At 71.7% G+C, this 15,081-nt stretch carries 12 protein-coding genes and 1 pseudogene; 6 read left to right on the top strand and 7 right to left on the bottom strand.

Annotated features, from left to right (window positions below):
* Positions 1 to 2: 2 nt before the first annotated feature.
* Entirely contained in the window at positions 3 to 1,115 is a 1,113-nt protein-coding gene (locus BLV72_RS44995; protein WP_093469723.1) for a CapA family protein, read from the bottom strand.
* Between the two features lie 84 nt (positions 1,116 to 1,199).
* Between BLV72_RS44995 and BLV72_RS44990 the strand changes: the two genes are divergently transcribed.
* The gene (locus tag BLV72_RS44990; RefSeq protein ID WP_093469722.1) at positions 1,200 to 1,586 is read left to right on the top strand and encodes a TraR/DksA family transcriptional regulator; all 387 of its coding nucleotides are present in this window, start codon (positions 1,200 to 1,202) and stop codon (positions 1,584 to 1,586) included.
* A gap of 102 nt (positions 1,587 to 1,688) precedes the next feature.
* Here the strand turns inward: BLV72_RS44990 and BLV72_RS44985 are convergent, their stop codons facing one another.
* On the bottom strand, positions 1,689 to 2,495 hold the full coding sequence (locus BLV72_RS44985) for a SigB/SigF/SigG family RNA polymerase sigma factor (protein ID WP_093469721.1): 807 nt from the start codon (positions 2,493 to 2,495) through the stop codon (positions 1,689 to 1,691).
* A 401-nt stretch (positions 2,496 to 2,896) separates the two neighbouring features.
* On the opposite strand from BLV72_RS44985, the gene BLV72_RS44980 reads away from it, so the two are divergent.
* Positions 2,897 to 4,957: a phosphocholine-specific phospholipase C gene (locus BLV72_RS44980; RefSeq protein WP_093469720.1), complete on the top strand. Its 2,061-nt coding sequence runs from the start codon at positions 2,897 to 2,899 to the stop codon at positions 4,955 to 4,957.
* 164 nt (positions 4,958 to 5,121) lie between these two features.
* On the opposite strand, the gene BLV72_RS44975 is transcribed toward BLV72_RS44980, so the two are convergent.
* Positions 5,122 to 6,012 (bottom strand): helix-turn-helix transcriptional regulator, encoded by an 891-nt coding sequence (locus BLV72_RS44975; protein WP_093469719.1) that lies wholly within the window; start codon positions 6,010 to 6,012, stop codon positions 5,122 to 5,124.
* 136 nt (positions 6,013 to 6,148) lie between these two features.
* Between BLV72_RS44975 and BLV72_RS44970 the strand changes: the two genes are divergently transcribed.
* Genes BLV72_RS44970 through BLV72_RS44960 form a run of 3 tightly spaced genes read left to right on the top strand, consistent with a single transcriptional unit; the run spans position 6,149 to position 8,524 of the window.
* A complete protein-coding gene (locus BLV72_RS44970; RefSeq protein ID WP_093469717.1) occupies positions 6,149 to 6,757 on the top strand; it encodes a non-oxidative hydroxyarylic acid decarboxylases subunit B in 609 nt (202 codons plus the stop codon).
* A 39-nt stretch (positions 6,758 to 6,796) separates the two neighbouring features.
* On the top strand, positions 6,797 to 8,221 hold the full coding sequence (locus BLV72_RS44965) for a non-oxidative hydroxyarylic acid decarboxylases subunit C (RefSeq protein WP_093469716.1): 1,425 nt from the start codon (positions 6,797 to 6,799) through the stop codon (positions 8,219 to 8,221).
* Positions 8,222 to 8,260: 39 nt separating this feature from the next.
* Complete coding sequence (locus tag BLV72_RS44960) at positions 8,261 to 8,524, top strand: non-oxidative hydroxyarylic acid decarboxylases subunit D (RefSeq protein ID WP_208905950.1); 264 nt, start codon at positions 8,261 to 8,263, stop codon at positions 8,522 to 8,524.
* Here BLV72_RS44960 and BLV72_RS44955 read toward each other — a convergent pair.
* Together BLV72_RS44955 and BLV72_RS44950 are read right to left on the bottom strand one after the other, a co-directional pair.
* A pseudogene (locus BLV72_RS44955) lies at positions 8,514 to 9,313 on the bottom strand (cytochrome P450). The gene BLV72_RS44960 and the pseudogene BLV72_RS44955 sit on opposite strands and share 11 nt — an antisense overlap.
* Positions 9,202 to 9,765, bottom strand: a complete 564-nt coding sequence (locus BLV72_RS44950) for a hypothetical protein (protein WP_244321332.1) — start codon at positions 9,763 to 9,765, stop codon at positions 9,202 to 9,204. The pseudogene BLV72_RS44955 and the gene BLV72_RS44950 overlap by 112 nt, the downstream one beginning before the upstream one ends.
* A gap of 180 nt (positions 9,766 to 9,945) precedes the next feature.
* Here BLV72_RS44950 and BLV72_RS44945 point away from each other — a divergent pair, with 180 nt between their 5' ends.
* On the top strand, positions 9,946 to 12,633 hold the full coding sequence (locus BLV72_RS44945) for a carbohydrate-binding protein (RefSeq protein ID WP_093469714.1): 2,688 nt from the start codon (positions 9,946 to 9,948) through the stop codon (positions 12,631 to 12,633).
* A 14-nt stretch (positions 12,634 to 12,647) separates the two neighbouring features.
* Here BLV72_RS44945 and BLV72_RS44940 read toward each other — a convergent pair whose 3' ends face one another.
* Both BLV72_RS44940 and mdlC read right to left on the bottom strand, forming a co-directional pair.
* Complete coding sequence (locus BLV72_RS44940; RefSeq protein WP_093469713.1) at positions 12,648 to 13,424, bottom strand: ABC transporter ATP-binding protein; 777 nt, start codon at positions 13,422 to 13,424, stop codon at positions 12,648 to 12,650.
* 7 nt (positions 13,425 to 13,431) lie between these two features.
* Positions 13,432 to 15,063 (bottom strand): benzoylformate decarboxylase, encoded by a 1,632-nt coding sequence (gene mdlC / locus BLV72_RS44935; RefSeq protein ID WP_093469711.1) that lies wholly within the window; start codon positions 15,061 to 15,063, stop codon positions 13,432 to 13,434.
* Positions 15,064 to 15,081: the final 18 nt, after the last annotated feature.

The raw sequence follows: 15,081 nt of genomic DNA, 5'->3' as shown, positions 1-15,081 counted from the left end.
GGTCAGGGCCGGCGCAGGGTGAGGACGTCGTCGGGCCGGACGTCGATATGCGAGCCGAGGCCCGACCCGGCCCGGTCGAGGGTCGCGCCCAGCCATGCGGCGTCCTCGTGGCCGGTGTGCTCCAGCCGCATCCGCCGCGACCGCAGGGGCACCATCCGCAGGTTCATCAGACGGCCGGTGTCCGGGTCCACCTCGGGGAAGTAGAGCAGCCGCAGATCGTCGCGGTACCGCTCATAGCCGCCGATGCCCTCGTAGTCGTCGACCACGTCGCCGCAGCCGTAGAGGATCAGCTTGCCGCGGTACACCTCGAGCGGGCGGGGGTGGTGGGAGGAGTGGCCGTGGACGAGGTCCACACCGCCGTCGATCAGGGCGTGGGCGAAGTGGATCTGGTCCGGTGAGACGCCGTATCCCCAGTTGCCGCCCCAGTGGACCGAGGCCACGGCGATGTCGCCGGGGTGGCTGAGCTGCCGCACGCGGTCGGTGATCGCGGCGGCGCGGGCGTCGGACAGATCGGGCAGGAAGTCGACCCCGGGCCTATCCTCGGCCGCGGCCCACCGGCCCGGAATGCCACTGGAGGCCGCGCCGAACGAGAACACCAGCACTCGGCGGTGGTCACCGGCCGGGACGACGGCGGGGCGCCGCGCGGCGGCCGTGTCACGGCCCGCTCCGGCCACCCGGAGTCCGGCGGCGGCCAGGGTGTCGAGTGTCTCCTCCAGCCCGCGCCGGCCGCCGTCGAGCACATGGTTGTTGGCCAGGACGCAGACGTCGGGCCGGACGGCGGTCAGACAGGGGAGGTTGTCCGGGCTCATCCGGTAGTGGACATCCTTCCCCGAGGCGAACTCATCGCTGCGGGTGACGCTCGTCTCCAGGTTGAGCACCCGCACATCGGGCGCCTCCTCGTCCAGTACCGCCAGGGCATCGCCCCAGGGCCACGAGAAGTCGACCGGGCGCGGGATCGGGCCGTTCGCCTCCTCGGCCAGCTCGACATAGGCCCGGGAGTCGCGGATGAAGGGCTCGTGGAGCTCCGGGTCGCCGGGGTGCGGCAGGATCTGGTCCACACCGCGGGCGAGCATCACATCGCCGCAGAGGAACAGCGTCACCGCTGTGCCGTGCATATCTCAACGATCGCATAGCCCGCCATGAGTGACCGTGGCCGCGGCGGGGACCCGGAGGTGTGGACGCACAGGGAGGTGCGGCGGATGAACAGAGCGGAGACGAGTGAGAGCCCACTGCGGCCCCGGGACCTGGAGGAGGCCGCGGCCCGGCTGTCGGAGCAGGCGGACCGGCTGCGCTCGCAGCTCGCCCGGACGGAGGAGGCCGCGTCCGCGTTGCGCGCGGACTGCGATCTCGACGCGGGGGACTCGGGTGCGAAGGCCATGACGCTCCGGGAGCTGCGCACGCGTGCGGAGGCGGATGAGGCCCTGCTGGTGCGGACCGCCGCGGCGCTCGACCGGCTGCGCGCCGGATCCTTCGGGATCTGCACGCGATGCGGCCGGCCTCAGGGCCGGGAGCGGTCGCTGGCCCTGCCCCATACGGAGCTGTGTGTCGTATGCGCCGAGGAGCGGGAGGCGGGACCGGGTGGATGAGACGCGCCCCGCTCACCGCGTCCTCGCTCACCGCGTCTGGGCTCGGGGCGGTGGCCGCCGGGGCAGTGGCCACCAGGGGCGCGGTCGCCGGGGACGGGGGCGCTACGCGGCACGCGCGCCGACCTCCTCGCCCAGGCGGGCGCAGGTGCGGCTGATGAGCCGGGAAACATGCATCTGGGAGATGCCGAGCCGGTCGGCGATCCGGCTCTGGGTCTCGTCGCAGAAGAACCGCAGGTAGAGGATCTCCCGCTCGCGCTCGGGGAGCCTGCGCAGGCAGGGCTTGAGGGATTCGCGCTGGACGACCCGCTCGTAGGAGGGCTCGGTGGAGCCGAGGGTGTCCATCAGCGCGTAGCCGTCGTCCGCGCCGCGCAGTGCGGCGTCCAGCGACAGCGTACGGAAGCTCTCGAGCGCCTCCATGCCGACGAGGACGTCCTCCTCGGCCATGCCGGTGTGCCGTGCGATGTCCTTGACGCTGGGCGAACGGTCGTCCGGTGAGCGGGTCAGCTCCTGGACGGCGGTGCGGACCCGGTTGCGCAGCTCCTGGACCCGGCGCGGCACGTGCAGGCCCCACATATGGTCGCGGAAGTGCCGCTTGACCTCTCCGACGACGGTCGGGACGGCGTAGCTCTCGAAGGCCGAACCCCGGTCCGGCTCATAGCGCTTGACCGCCTTGACCAGACCGACCATGGCCACCTGCCGCAGATCCTCGGGCGTTTCACCGCGGTTGCGGTACTGCGAGGCGATGCGCTCGGCCATCGGCATCCAGGCCCGGACGACTTCCTCCCGCAGGGCCTCCTTCTGCGAGCCGTCCGGCAGTTCGGCGATCCGGCGGAACGCGCCGGAGGTGTCGGGGGCGTCGTCGTGCGCGTGCTTGGGGTGTGCTCGGGGATGTGCTTGTACGGCCGTCATGAGCCGGTGCCTCCCTTGGCTGGTGTTGCTGTCACCACAGGAGGACATTCCAGACAACTCGGGCGACCTTGAACACGCCTTGCACAGCCGGGCTGCTCCCGTGGCGTGCCTCCGGTCCGAAGCACACTGACCGCGTGCCCGTCCTCGGTCCCGCGAAACGGAGTTCGCCCCGGCGGGTACCGGCTCATCCGATGCGTCATGCGTCACAACGGCCCGGGAGGCGCCGGCAGGAGCCTGCGGAGGCGTGCGCGGGGGGGCGCGGCAAGGTTTCGGCCCGCGATCAAGATTTACGGAGGCTTTCCCGCCGTTTCGCCCATTCGCCGTTGTCCGTACCGTCCCGGCGGAACAGACTGCACCGATTCCGCTACTTCCCCTCGAACGCCATAGAAAACCGGAGCGCCATGACCTCCTTCGATCGTCGACGATTCATGCAACTGGCCGGGGCCGGTGCGGCTACCTCCCTGCTGTCCGCCAGCATCGCGCGCGCCGCGGAGATACCCGCCAACCGCCGGACCGGAAGCCTGCGGGACATCGAGCACATCGTGGTGCTGATGCAGGAAAACCGTTCCTTCGACCACTACTTCGGCTCGCTGCGCGGGGTCCGGGGATTCGGCGATCCGCGGCCGGTACGGCTGCCGGGCGGCAAGCCGGTATGGCACCAGTCGGACGGCTCCAAGGAGGTCCTGCCGTTCCGGCCCGAGGTGAACGACCTCGGACTGCAGTTCCTGCAGGACCTGCCGCACGGCTGGAGCGACGGCCATGTCGCGTTCAACGACGGTGCGTACGACAAGTGGATCCCCTCGAAGTCGGCCACCACCATGGCGTATCTGACACGTGAGGACATCCCCTTCCACTACGCGCTGGCCGACGCCTTCACCATCTGCGACGCCTACCACTGCTCGTTCATCGGCTCCACGGACCCCAACCGCTACTACCTGTGGTCCGGTTACACGGGCAACGACGGCAAGGGCGGCGGCCCGGTGCTGGACAACGCGGAGGCCGGCTACAGCTGGACCACCTACCCCGAGCGCCTGGAGAAGGCCGGGATCTCCTGGAAGATCTACCAGGACATCGGCGACGGGCTGGACGCGGACGGCGGCTGGGGCTGGATCGACGACGCCTACCGCGGCAACTACGGCGACAACTCCCTGCTCTTCTTCAACCAGTACCGCAACGCCAAGCCCGGCGACCCGCTGTACGACAAGGCCCGCACCGGCACCAACGCCAAGAACGGCGACGGTTTCTTCGACATCCTGCGGGCCGATGTGAAGGCCGGGAAGCTGCCCCAGGTCTCCTGGATCGCGGCGCCCGAAGCCTTCACCGAGCACCCCAACTGGCCCGCCAACTACGGCGCCTGGTACATCGCGCAGGTGTTGGACGCGCTCACCTCCGACCCCGAGGTGTGGAGCAAGACCGCGCTGCTCATCACCTACGACGAGAACGACGGCTTCTTCGACCACGTGATGCCGCCGTACGCGCCCGGCGACAAGCGGGGCGGTTCGACCGTGGACACCACCGGGGAGCTGTTCCCCGGCTCCTCCTCGCAGCCCGCGGGCCCGTACGGGCTGGGGCAGCGGGTGCCGATGATCGTGGTGTCGCCGTGGAGCAAGGGCGGCTGGGTGTGCTCGCAGACGCTGGACCACACCTCGGTCATCCGGCTCATGGAGCGGCGCTTCGGCGTCGAGGAGCCGAACATCTCGCCGTGGCGGCGGGCGGTGTCCGGCGATCTCACCGCGGCCTTCGACTTCTCGCGGACCGACGTGAAGGTCCCGGGCATGCCGGACACCAGCGGTTACCGACCCAAGGACAACGAGCGGCACCCCGACTACGTACCGGCGCCGCCGGAGCACCCCTCACTGCCCCGCCAGGAGCCCGGGCTGCGCCCTGCCAGGCCGCTGCCGTACGAGCTGTCGGCCGATGCCACGACCGCCGCCGACGGCGGCCTGCGGGTCGACTTCGTCAACCACGGCCGGGGCGCCGGGGCGCACTTCCATGTGACCTCCGCGAGCCATGCGGGCGGGCCGTGGGGCTACACGGTCGAGGCGGGCAAGCGGCTGTCCGGCAGCTGGCAGCGCTCCTCGGCGGACCGGGGCGGCTATGACTTCCAGGTGCACGGTCCGGCCGGTTTCCTGCGCCACTTCACCGGCCACGCCACCGGCACCGGCCCCGAGGTGAGCGCCCGTCACGACCGGACGACCGGGGAGGTCAGGCTGACCCTCGTCAACCAGGGCGACGCGACGGTGCGGCTCACCGTCACGGACGGCTACGAGAAGGAGAAGCCGGTGCGCTACCGGCTCCGGCCGGGGGCGCGGATGGTGCACACCGTGCGCACCGGGCGCAGCCACCAGTGGTACGACCTGTCGGTGGTCTCCGACCACGACAGCGGCTATCTGCGCCGGCTGGCCGGGCATGTGGAGACCGGCCGTGCGGGGATGAGCGACCCCGCGCTCTCGGCGGGCTGAACCACCGCAGGCGGCCCCTCGTCGCGCGCCCGTCCGGCTCCCCCGCCGGGCGGGCGCGCGGTGCGTCTTCCGGCCGCGTACGGCCGTCGTACACGCCACCAACGGCCGTCCGCACCTCGTACACCTCATGCGCCGTGTACGGCCTCCGTACGGGCGCCGGGCCGTCAGTGCCGGGTGCCCGAGGCGCGGATGCGGAAGCCGGCCGGGGTCTCGCCCGCCCGGCGGCGGAAGAATTTGGTGAAGACGGTGGCGTCCGGGAAGCCGAGCCGCTCGCCGATGGCCGTGGCGGACAGATCCGTGTGCACCAGCAGCCGCTTCGCCTCGAGCAGCACCCGGTCGTCGATGAACCGCTTGGCGCCGCATCCGGCGGTGGCGCGGGTGGCCCGGGTCAGGGTGCGGACGCTGTAGCCCAGCCGGGCCGCGTAGTCCTCGACCCGGTGGCTGCGGGTGTAGTCACGCTCCACGGCCTGCTGGAAGCGGCGGAACGCCTCGCCGGCCGCCGTGTCCCCGCTCTGGGTGCCGGGCAGATGGGCCAGTCTCAGCACGAGGACGGCCACGAGGTGGCGCACCACCTCGACATGCGCCTCCAGCGGCCCGGACACCGTCCGGTACTCGCTCTCCAGCAGGTCCAGGACGCCGCGGACGGTCTCGGCGTCGGCGCCTTCGGGAACCACCAGCGGGGACCGCGACGCGGGCCGGTCCAGCCGGGCGACCGCGGCGGTCGCGGTGCCGAGATAGCCGGGCGGGAAGAGCACGGCGGCGCCCTCCGCGGCGCCGAGCGGGGAGCGGAACTGGTGGATCTGCCCGGGGCGCGCCCACATCCAGCCGCCCTCGGTCAGCTCGTGCTCGGTGAAGTCCACCGAGCAGCGCAGCACCCCGGAGCGCACGGTGATCAGCTGGTGGAAGGCGAGCCGCATCGGGGCGTGCACATCGAGGCCATGGCTCCGGGCGCGGGCGGCGAGCCCGGGGAAATCCAGGACGGCCGCTCCCGGCGGGGCTCCCACGGAGGGCCGGAACGGAACCTCGGTGACATCACGGTGTCCGTTTCTGTCCATAGCGCGTCCTCAGTGTACGGCTGGTGTGCCCTGGTCCGCATCTAGCGTGGAGTGCGTTGCGATGAACGGGTGACCGAAACAGTCCCCGCATCACCGCTTTCCCTTCCACCGACCGCAGCCGAGGGAGCGCGCCACCGTGCGATTGATCGTGGGCATGACAGGAGCAACGGGTGCCGTGTTCGGCGTCCGCCTGCTGGAGACGCTGGCCGAGCTGCCCGGGGTGGAGACCCATCTGGTGCTCAGCCGCTGGGCGCGCACCACGATCGAGCTGGAGACCGGCCGCTCCGCCCGCGAGGTGTCCGAGCTCGCCGAGGTGACGCACTCCCCCGAGGACCAGGGCGCCACCATCTCCTCCGGTTCCTTCCGCACCGACGGCATGATCATCGCGCCGTGTTCGATGAAGACCCTCGCCGGAATCCGCGCCGGATACGCCGACGGTCTGGTGGGCCGCGCCGCGGACGTGGTCCTCAAGGAGCGGCGCAGGCTCGTCCTCGTCCCCAGGGAGACCCCGCTCAGCGAGATCCACCTCGAGAACATGCTGGCGCTCTCCCGGATGGGTGTGCGGATGGTCCCGCCCATGCCCGCCTTCTACAACCACCCCCGGTCGGTGGACGACATCGTCGACCACCTCACGGCTCGCCTCCTCGACCAGTTCGACCTGCCCGCACCCGCCGCCAAGCGGTGGGAGGGCATGCGCGCCGCCCGCGGCCCGAAGCCCACCGCCGCCGATTCCCCCGCCGCCTGATTTCCCCCGCCCCCGCCCCACCCCCCACTTGGAGTTCCCATGGCCTACGACGACTTCCGCGGCTTTCTCGACACCCTCCGGAAGGAGGGTCAGCTGCTGCACATCGCCGACGAGGTGATGCCGGAGCCGGACATCGCCGCCGCGGCGAACGCCGCCCCGCGCCTGGGCGGCCATGCCCCCGCCCTGTACTTCGACCGCGTCAAGGGCTTCACCGACGCGCGGATCGCGCTCAATGTGCACGGCTCCTGGGCCAATCACGCCCTCGCCCTCGACCTGCCCAAGGAGACCGGCACCAAGGAGCAGGTCGAGGAGTTCATCCGCCGCTGGGACACCTTCCCGGTCGCCCCCAAGTGGCGCGAGAACCCGCTCTGGGCCGAGAACACCCTGGAGGGCGAGGACGCCGACATCTTCCGGGTGCTTCCGCTGATCCGGCTCAACGACGGCGACGGCGGCTTCTACATCGACAAGGCGGCCGTGGTCTCCAAGGACCCCGCCGACCCCGAGCACAGCGGCAAGCAGAACGTCGGCATCTACCGCATCGAGGTCAAGGGCAGGCGCACGCTCGCCATCCAGCCGGTGCCGATGCATGACATCGCCCAGCATCTGCACACCGCCGAGGAGCGCGGCGAGGACCTGCCCGTGGCCATCACGCTCGGCAACGAACCGGTGATCTCCATCGTGGCGTCCACCCCGATGGAGTACGAGCAGAACGAGTACGAGCTGGCCGGCGCCCTGCGTGGCGCTCCCGCCCCGCTCTCCCGGGCCCCGCTCACCGGGCTGCCCGTGCCGTGGGGCAGCGAGGTGGTCATCGAGGGCGTCATCGAGGGCCGCAAGCGGGAGATCGAGGGGCCGTTCGGCGAGTTCACCGGCCACTACTCCGGCGGCCGGAACATGCCCGTCATCCGCATCGACCGGATCTCGTACCGCACCGATCCGATCTTCGAACACCTCTACCTCGGCATGCCGTGGACCGAGGTGGACTACCTCATCGCCGCCAACACCTGTGTGCCGCTGTACAAGCAGCTGCGCCGCGACTTCCCCGAGGTCCAGGCGGTCAACGCGATGTACACCCACGGGCTGGTGGTCATCGTGTCCACCAAGAAGCGCTACGGCGGGTTCGCCAAGGCCGTCGGCATGCGGGTACTGACCACTCCGCACGGCCTCGGCTACGCGGCCACCGTGATCGTGGTGGACGAGGACGTCGACCCGTTCGACCTCCCCCAGGTGATGTGGGCGCTGTCCACGAAGATGAACCCGGCCGGCGATCTGGTCCAGATCCCCAATCTGTCGGTGCTGGAGCTGGCCCCGCAGGCCGTCACGCCCGGTATCACCGACAAACTCATCATCGACGCCACCACCCCCGTCGCCCCCGACCGCCGCGGCACCTACGGCACCCAGGTGCGCGATCTGCCCGAGACCGCCGAGTGGCTGGCCCGGCTGCAGAAGCTCACCGCCGCCCGCTGACCACACCACCCACCACCCCACATCACGGAAGGACTTCGGATGTCCGACACCATGTCCCTGTGCCCCCGCTGTGCCCACGAGACGATCGAGCACATCACCGGCTCCCCCGTCCCCGGCGTCTGGGAGGTGCTCCAGTGCGGGCGGTGCCTGTACATGTGGCGCACCACCGAGCCCGCGCGGCGCACCCGGCGCGACGCCTACCCCGAGGAGTTCATGCTGACGCCCGAGGACATCGGCACCGCGCCGGAGGTCCCGGCCGTTCCGCCGCTGCGTCTGCCCGGCACCGGGGCGGCTACCAGGTGACGGGGAGTTCGTAGACTCCGTAGATCACCGCGTCGTACTTGAAGGGGATGTCCGCCAGGTCCGTCGCCATCCGCAGGGTGGGGACGCGGCGCAGCAGGGTGGGGTAGACCACCTGGAGTTCCATCCGGGCCAGTGGCCGGCCGAGGCAGTGATGGGTGCCCACGCCGAACGCCTGGTGGTGGCGGGCGGCGCCGTCCGGCGGCGTCCGAGGTGGACGACGCTGAGGTAGCGCAGGAGTTCCTCCACCGCGGAGACGAGGACCTTGCTGTTCGTCTGGAAGAACGCGTGGTCCTCGTACGGGACGCCCAGCAGCTCGGAGATCACCAGCGAGGGAAGCGGCAGCGCGAGCGCCTGGACCAGATCGGCCGGTTTCGGCCCGGCCGGCATGCGGGTGATGAAGTCGTCCACCAACTCCTGTACGACGGGGCGCATCACCTCGACCCGCTTGATGGTGAAGGCACCGCTGACCATGCGGCGCAGCCGGGCGTGTTCCGGATCGTCCATGCCGACGAAGCTCAGGTCGGTGGTCTCCCGTTTGCCGCCCGTGTGCGGGACGGGGCTCGGAAAGCCGGGGTGGGAGAAGTCGGCGCTGAGCCGGGGGTCGGAGAGCAGGGTCTTCTGTTCGGCGTGGCCGGTCACCACCCAGGGGGTGCTGTCGTTCCAGGACCGGACCCGGGTCAGCGGGCCCCACTGCGCCAGGCCGCGCAGCTCCGGGGACGGGTCGAAGGGGCAGGCCGCGGCGCGCGGCTGGGGGAAGGCGGGGATCTCGGCCGGCGCGTCGCCGGCCACGGGCGAGGTGGTCGTGGGTTGGTCCGGGCCTCCTTGGCCGGGGAACGGGGCGTGACGGGGGCGAGGAGCAGACCGGTGATGGCGTCGGTCAGCGCGCCGGCCGTGTCATCCCAGGACGGCTGGCGCGTACTGGTCCCCTCGGCGAGGGCGCGCTCCCGTTCGGCGCAGGTGTGCATGATCAACTGGCGGGCCATGTCGCCGCGCTGGGCCCGCACCTCGGCGGGCAGCGTGTCCAGGCAGCGACCCAGGCCGTAGAGGGTCTCCCGCAGCGGTTCCCGGGTGAGGGCCTCGTCGGTGACGATCGCCCGCAGCAGCGGGTCGGTCATCACCTGGACGGCGAACCGGGCGTACCAGGAGGGGAGGCCGAGGGTGGCCAGGTGCTCGGGGGCGGGGCGCACCGGGCAGGCGACCCAGTCCCGGACCTCCCGGCTGCCGCGGATCTCCTCCAGCATCCGCTGCCGGATCCAGAGACATCGGATCTGTCATCGATTCCTTTTGGGATGATAGAAGCAACTAGGCGTGAAATCGTCCCTAGTATCTCGGCCACACCTCCAGCCATTCCCTCCCCAACCGTTGACCCCATCCGATGTTTCTCCTACGTTGCGGTCGAATCCCAACCGGGGAGGCTGTAGATGAGATCCGCGCTCAGGCGCATTTCCGTGGTCGCCGCCGCAGCGGCGGTCCTGACCGCGCTGCCGGGCGCCGCATCGGCCGAAGGACGGCACCAGGGGCGCACGTATCACGTCGCCACCTGGGGCGCCGACCGCGACAGCGGCAGCTCGCTCCATCCGTTCCGCACCATCGGCCGCTGCACCGAACAGGTCCGGCCCGGGGACACCTGTCTGATCCACCGCGGCCGCTATCAGGAGCGCGTCGCCCCGCCCTCGGGCACGAAGGAAGCCCCGATCACCCTCGCCGCGTACGGCGACGGCGCGGTCACGGTGGACGGGACGAGGACCGTCACCGGCTGGCGGGACGCGGGCGGCGGCCTGGTGGCCGCCGATGTGGACCTTCCGCTCGACACCAGCGAGAACGCGCTGTTCCTGGACGGCGAGCGCGCCATGGAGGGCCGCTGGCCCAACTCCGGCTCCGATCCGCTCAATCCGTCCTGGGCGGTGGCCGAGCGCTCCTCCACCGATCAGCACATCGACGACCCGGATCTGCCGGACGGTGACTTCACCGGCGCCACCGTCCATCTGTGGGCCGGTTCCAACCCGTGGAGCCAGCAGACCGGCACGGTGACCGCCACCAAGGCCGGGGCGCTGGACTTCACCGGTGGCAACTACCGCTGCACCCCGCTGTGCATGGGCGACCAGACCTACCGCAACTACTATCTGGTGGGCGCCAAGGCCACACTCGACCAGCCCGGTGAGTGGTACTACGACAAGGACGCGAGCCGTCTCTATCTGGTCCCGCCCAAGGGCGGCATCACGGGCCACACCGTGACCGCGAAGCACGAGAGCTGGGGAGTGGACCTCTCGCACAGCTCGCATGTCACGGTGCGCGGCCTCGACCTGTGGGGCACCTCGCTGCGCACCGGTACCGACAGCACCGGTGTGCTGGCCGAGGGGTTGCGGGCGCGCTACATCTCGGAGTTCTCCACGCTCCCCATGCCGCGCGACGACGAGTTGGCCATCCCGCCCGGCGAAGGCCACATCGTGGCCTCGCGGGTGCTGAACTCCGGTATCCAGATCCTCGGCAACGGCAACACCCTGCGCGACAGCGACATCGGCTACTCCGCCGGCACGGGGGTGCTGCTGCGCGGCAGCGGCAACACCGTCACCGGCAACTACATCCACGACGTGGGCTGGATGGGCAGCTACACCCCCGGTATCGAGATCAACGGCAGCGGCCAGACCGTCACCCACAACACCATCCGCCGCACCGGCCGCGCGAGCATCGACACCGCCTGGCAGCTGAACGGGGTGCCCTTCCACGACAACCGGATCGCCTACAACGACCTCTCCGAGGCGATGCGCACCTCACGTGACGGCAGCCCGTTCTATGTGTGCTGCAACCTGGACGCCAAGGGCACCAGCGTCGACCACAACACCGTCCATGACGCGGACGGCCAGGTCGGCTACTACATCGACAACTCCTCCGGCCAGTTCCTGCTGCACCACAACGTGGCGTACAACACCGGGGCCCGTGGCACCTTCTACAACGGCCACAGCGGGGTCAGCCTCGGCAACCGCGACCACCACTCCTCCTACGGGCTCGGGGTGACCACCGCCGTACGGCTGAGCGGGGCGACCGACGCCACGGGCACCTATGTGAGCAATGACGTGGCGCTCGGGCCGATGGAGATCTCCGGCCCCGGCGATCCGGCCCCGGTGGTACGGAACAACCTGCTGCCGCCCACGGATCCGCGCTACACCGACGCGCGCAACGGCGAGCTGTGGCCGCGCGCGGGCTCTCCCGCCATCGACGCGGGTGAGACCGTGGACGGGGTGACCGGTGAGGTCCGGGGCGACGGGCCGGACCAGGGCGCGTATGAATACGGGGCGCCCATCTGGTCGTCCGGCTGCCGGCTGGCGGGCTGCGAGACCCGGGTCCGCAACGACGGCTGGAAGGCGACCGCCTCGGGTGGCGGCGATGCCTCGGCCGCCGTCGACGGGGTCCAGACCACCCAGTGGAAGGGAAGCGCTCCCCAGTCCCCCGGTCAGTCGCTCACCGTCGATCTGGGCACCGCGAAGACCTTCGGCCGGATGGCGATCGACGCGGGGATGGACGCCACCGGGCACCCCTATGGCTTTACCGTCTCGGTCAGCCGCGACGGTGACCACTGGGGCGGGCCGGTGGCCCGGGTCAGTGGCCGCTCCTTCACCCAGGACGCGGTCTTCCCGCAGCACACCGCCCGCTATCTGCGGATCGAGCTGACGGCGCCGGGCGAGAACCCCTGGGCGGTGAACGAGATCCGGCTCTACGCCGACGGCCCCGACGCGGCCGCCACCTTGCAGGCGGAGCGCGCCGAGGTGGTCCGCGGCGCGGAGCGCGGCGAGGCGGCCACCTCGGTCCTCGGGCAGGGGGACGCGATCGGCTTCCGGGGGGTGCGGTTCGGTGCTGGCGCGGACACGCTGACGGTGCGGCTGGCGTCCGGCGGCTGCGGGGACTGCGCCCTGCGGCTGCGCCTGGACTCCCCGGACGGACCGGTGGCGGCCACGCTTCCGGTGCGCGGGACCGGCGGCATGGACACCTGGCGGGAGCTTTCGGTACGCCTTCCCCGTGCGGTGACCGGCTCCCATGACGTCTATCTCGTCGCCACGGGCGGCCACCGGGTGGCCGCCGTCGACTGGCTGACGCTACGTCAGGCGAGCTAGACGCGCCAGTCGTATCAGAGGGGACGAGGTGGGGGCGCGGCCGCTCCCTGGCGCACCGCGCGCCCCACCTCCGTCCGCAGCGTGATGAACTCCGGCAGCCCCCGGGTGGCGATCTGGTCGCGGTCGGCGGGCAGCGCCACCCGCAGATCCGCCCGCACCCGGCCCGGCCCGGAAGCCAGCACCACCACCCGGTCCGCCACATAGACACTTTCGTCGATGTCATGGGTGACCAGCACAGTCGTCATCCCCTGGGCCCGGTGCAGCCGCAGCAGCAGATCCTCCAGATCCTCCCGGGTCCGGGCGTCCAGCGCACCGAACGGCTCGTCCATCAGCAGCAGCGCGGGCCGGGCGGCCAGGGCGCGGGCGAGGGCGACGCGCTGTTGCATTCCGCCCGAAAGCTGCCAGGGGTGGCGGCGGGCGGCGTCGGCCAGGCCCACCTGTTCCAGCATGGCCACCGCCGCCGCATGGCGCCGCGCGCGGGACAGTCCGCGCCGCCGCAGCGGAAGGGCCACGTTCTCCCGTACCGAGAGCCAGGGGAAGAGGGAGCGGCTGTAGTCCTGGAAGACGACACCGAGCCGGTCCGGGACGCCGTCCACCACCTCCCCGTCCAGGGTGATCCGCCCGGCGGAGGGGCGGACGAGGCCCGCGACACAGCGCAGCAGGGTGGACTTGCCGCAGCCGGAGGGGCCGACGAGGGTGAGCAACTGCCCGTCGGGGACGGTGAGTTCGATGTCCTGGAGCACAACGGGGCCGTCGCCGTAGCGGTGGCTGAGGTGGTCGATCCGCAGCATGTCCGCCTCACCGGGCCCAGGGCTCGTACGCCGGGGAGTCGTCGGCGGGGACCCGGATCTGGAGCAGCACCGGGCCGTCGTCACGGCCGAGGGCGAGGGCCCGATCGAGGGCCTTGGGAAGGTCGTCGGGCCGCTCCACCCGGTCGGCCGGGCAGCCGAAGGACCCGGCGAGCGCGGCGAAGTCGATGCCGACGATCTCGGTGCCCGGCACCGGTGTGATGCCGATGCGGCGGCCCAGCGCCTTGACCGCGCCGTAGCCGCCGTTGTCGAGCAGGAGGTAGGTCACCGGAGCACGGTGCCGGGCCGCGGTCCACAGGGCCTGCACCGAGTAGAGCGCCGAGCCGTCGCCGACCACGCACACCACCCGTTCGCCGTACGCGAGGGCGCGTCCGACCGCGAGCGGCAGCCCCCAGCCCAGCGCGCCGCTGCCGGTGGTGAGGAAGCGGCCCGCGCCGCTGATGGGGAGGCGGGCGTGGAGAGCGTCGCGGTGGCTGGGGGTCTCCTCCACCAGCACGGTGTCCCGGGGCAGCCGCTCGCGGAGCAGGTCCATCACCAGCTCGGCGGAGATCTCCCCGGCCGAGGCGGGCAGTGGCTCGGGGGCGGGCCGCATCTCCGGCGCGGGCCGATCGGAGGGCTGGACGAGATCGATGAGGGTGCCCAGGGCGGGGCGGAGCGTGGTGACGATGCTGGTGCCGACGGGGAGCCACGCGGCCTGCGCGGGGTCGCAGTCGAGGTGGTAGAGCTCGGTGCCGTCGGCGAGCGGCGGGCTTTCGGTGTGCACGTGGTAGGTGAACAGCGGGGCGCCGAGCGCGACCACCACATCGTAAGGGGCCAGCCGCTGCGCCAGCTGGTCGGCGACGGGCGGCAGAAAGCCCTGGAAGAGCGGGTGGCGTTCGTCGAAGCCGGAGCGTCCGGAGAGCGGGCTGATCCATACGGCGGCCCGCAGTCGTTCGGCCAGTTCGGCCACTTCGCGTACGGCGTGCTCGTCGTCCACGCCCGGCCCGGCGACCAGCGCGGGGCGGGCCGCCGCGTCGAGCGCGCGGGCGAGCCCGGCCAGCGCGCCGGGGTCGGCGGTGTAGCCGCCGTGGACGGTGCGCGGGGCGACCGGCTCGGCGGGGCGGTCCCAGTCGTCCTCCGGTACGGAGAGGAAGACCGGGCCCCGGGGGTGGCTCATGGCGATCCGGTGGGCCTCGGCGAGCGCGGCGGGCACATCGGCCGCCCGCTCCGGCTGCCTGCTGAACTTCACGTACGGGCGCGGGAACCGGGCCGGTTCGTCGGCGCCGAGGAAGGGCCGCAGCGGGAGCAGCGCACGGGACTGCTGGCCCGCGATGATCACCACCGGCACCCGGTCCCGGTAGGCGTTGAACACCGCGCCCAGGGAGTGGCCGACACCCCCGGCGGAGTGCAGGCTGACCAGCGCCGCCCGCCCGGTGCCCAGGGCGTGGCCCGCGGCCATGGCGACGGCGGTCGACTCCTGCAGTCCGAGCACATAGCGGAAGTCCTCGGGCCAGTCGCGGAACATCCGCAGTTCGGTGGAGCCGGGGTTGCCGAAGACGGTCGTCATGCCGGTGGCGCGGCACAGTGCCAGCACCGCGTCGCGGACCGTGGTGGTCGGGGGGTGGGCGGGGGGCGCGGCCATGGGGCCACCTCCTCGGCT

The organism is Streptomyces melanosporofaciens (assembly GCF_900105695.1).
GTDB lineage: Bacteria > Actinomycetota > Actinomycetes > Streptomycetales > Streptomycetaceae > Streptomyces > Streptomyces antimycoticus.
This window is presented reverse-complemented; position numbering and strand designations above follow the sequence as displayed.

Coding starts and splice junctions, on each gene's coding strand:
- BLV72_RS44995 (WP_093469723.1), bottom strand. CDS start 1,115: ATGCACGGCACAGCGGTGACGCTGTTCCTCTGCGGCGATGTGATGCTC.
- BLV72_RS44990 (WP_093469722.1), top strand. CDS start 1,200: ATGAACAGAGCGGAGACGAGTGAGAGCCCACTGCGGCCCCGGGACCTG.
- BLV72_RS44985 (WP_093469721.1), bottom strand. CDS start 2,495: ATGACGGCCGTACAAGCACATCCCCGAGCACACCCCAAGCACGCGCAC.
- BLV72_RS44980 (WP_093469720.1), top strand. CDS start 2,897: ATGACCTCCTTCGATCGTCGACGATTCATGCAACTGGCCGGGGCCGGT.
- BLV72_RS44975 (WP_093469719.1), bottom strand. CDS start 6,012: ATGGACAGAAACGGACACCGTGATGTCACCGAGGTTCCGTTCCGGCCC.
- BLV72_RS44965 (WP_093469716.1), top strand. CDS start 6,797: ATGGCCTACGACGACTTCCGCGGCTTTCTCGACACCCTCCGGAAGGAG.
- BLV72_RS44960 (WP_208905950.1), top strand. CDS start 8,261: ATGTCCGACACCATGTCCCTGTGCCCCCGCTGTGCCCACGAGACGATC.
- BLV72_RS44950 (WP_244321332.1), bottom strand. CDS start 9,765: ATGCTGGAGGAGATCCGCGGCAGCCGGGAGGTCCGGGACTGGGTCGCC.
- BLV72_RS44945 (WP_093469714.1), top strand. CDS start 9,946: ATGAGATCCGCGCTCAGGCGCATTTCCGTGGTCGCCGCCGCAGCGGCG.
- BLV72_RS44940 (WP_093469713.1), bottom strand. CDS start 13,424: ATGCTGCGGATCGACCACCTCAGCCACCGCTACGGCGACGGCCCCGTT.
- mdlC (WP_093469711.1), bottom strand. CDS start 15,063: ATGGCCGCGCCCCCCGCCCACCCCCCGACCACCACGGTCCGCGACGCG.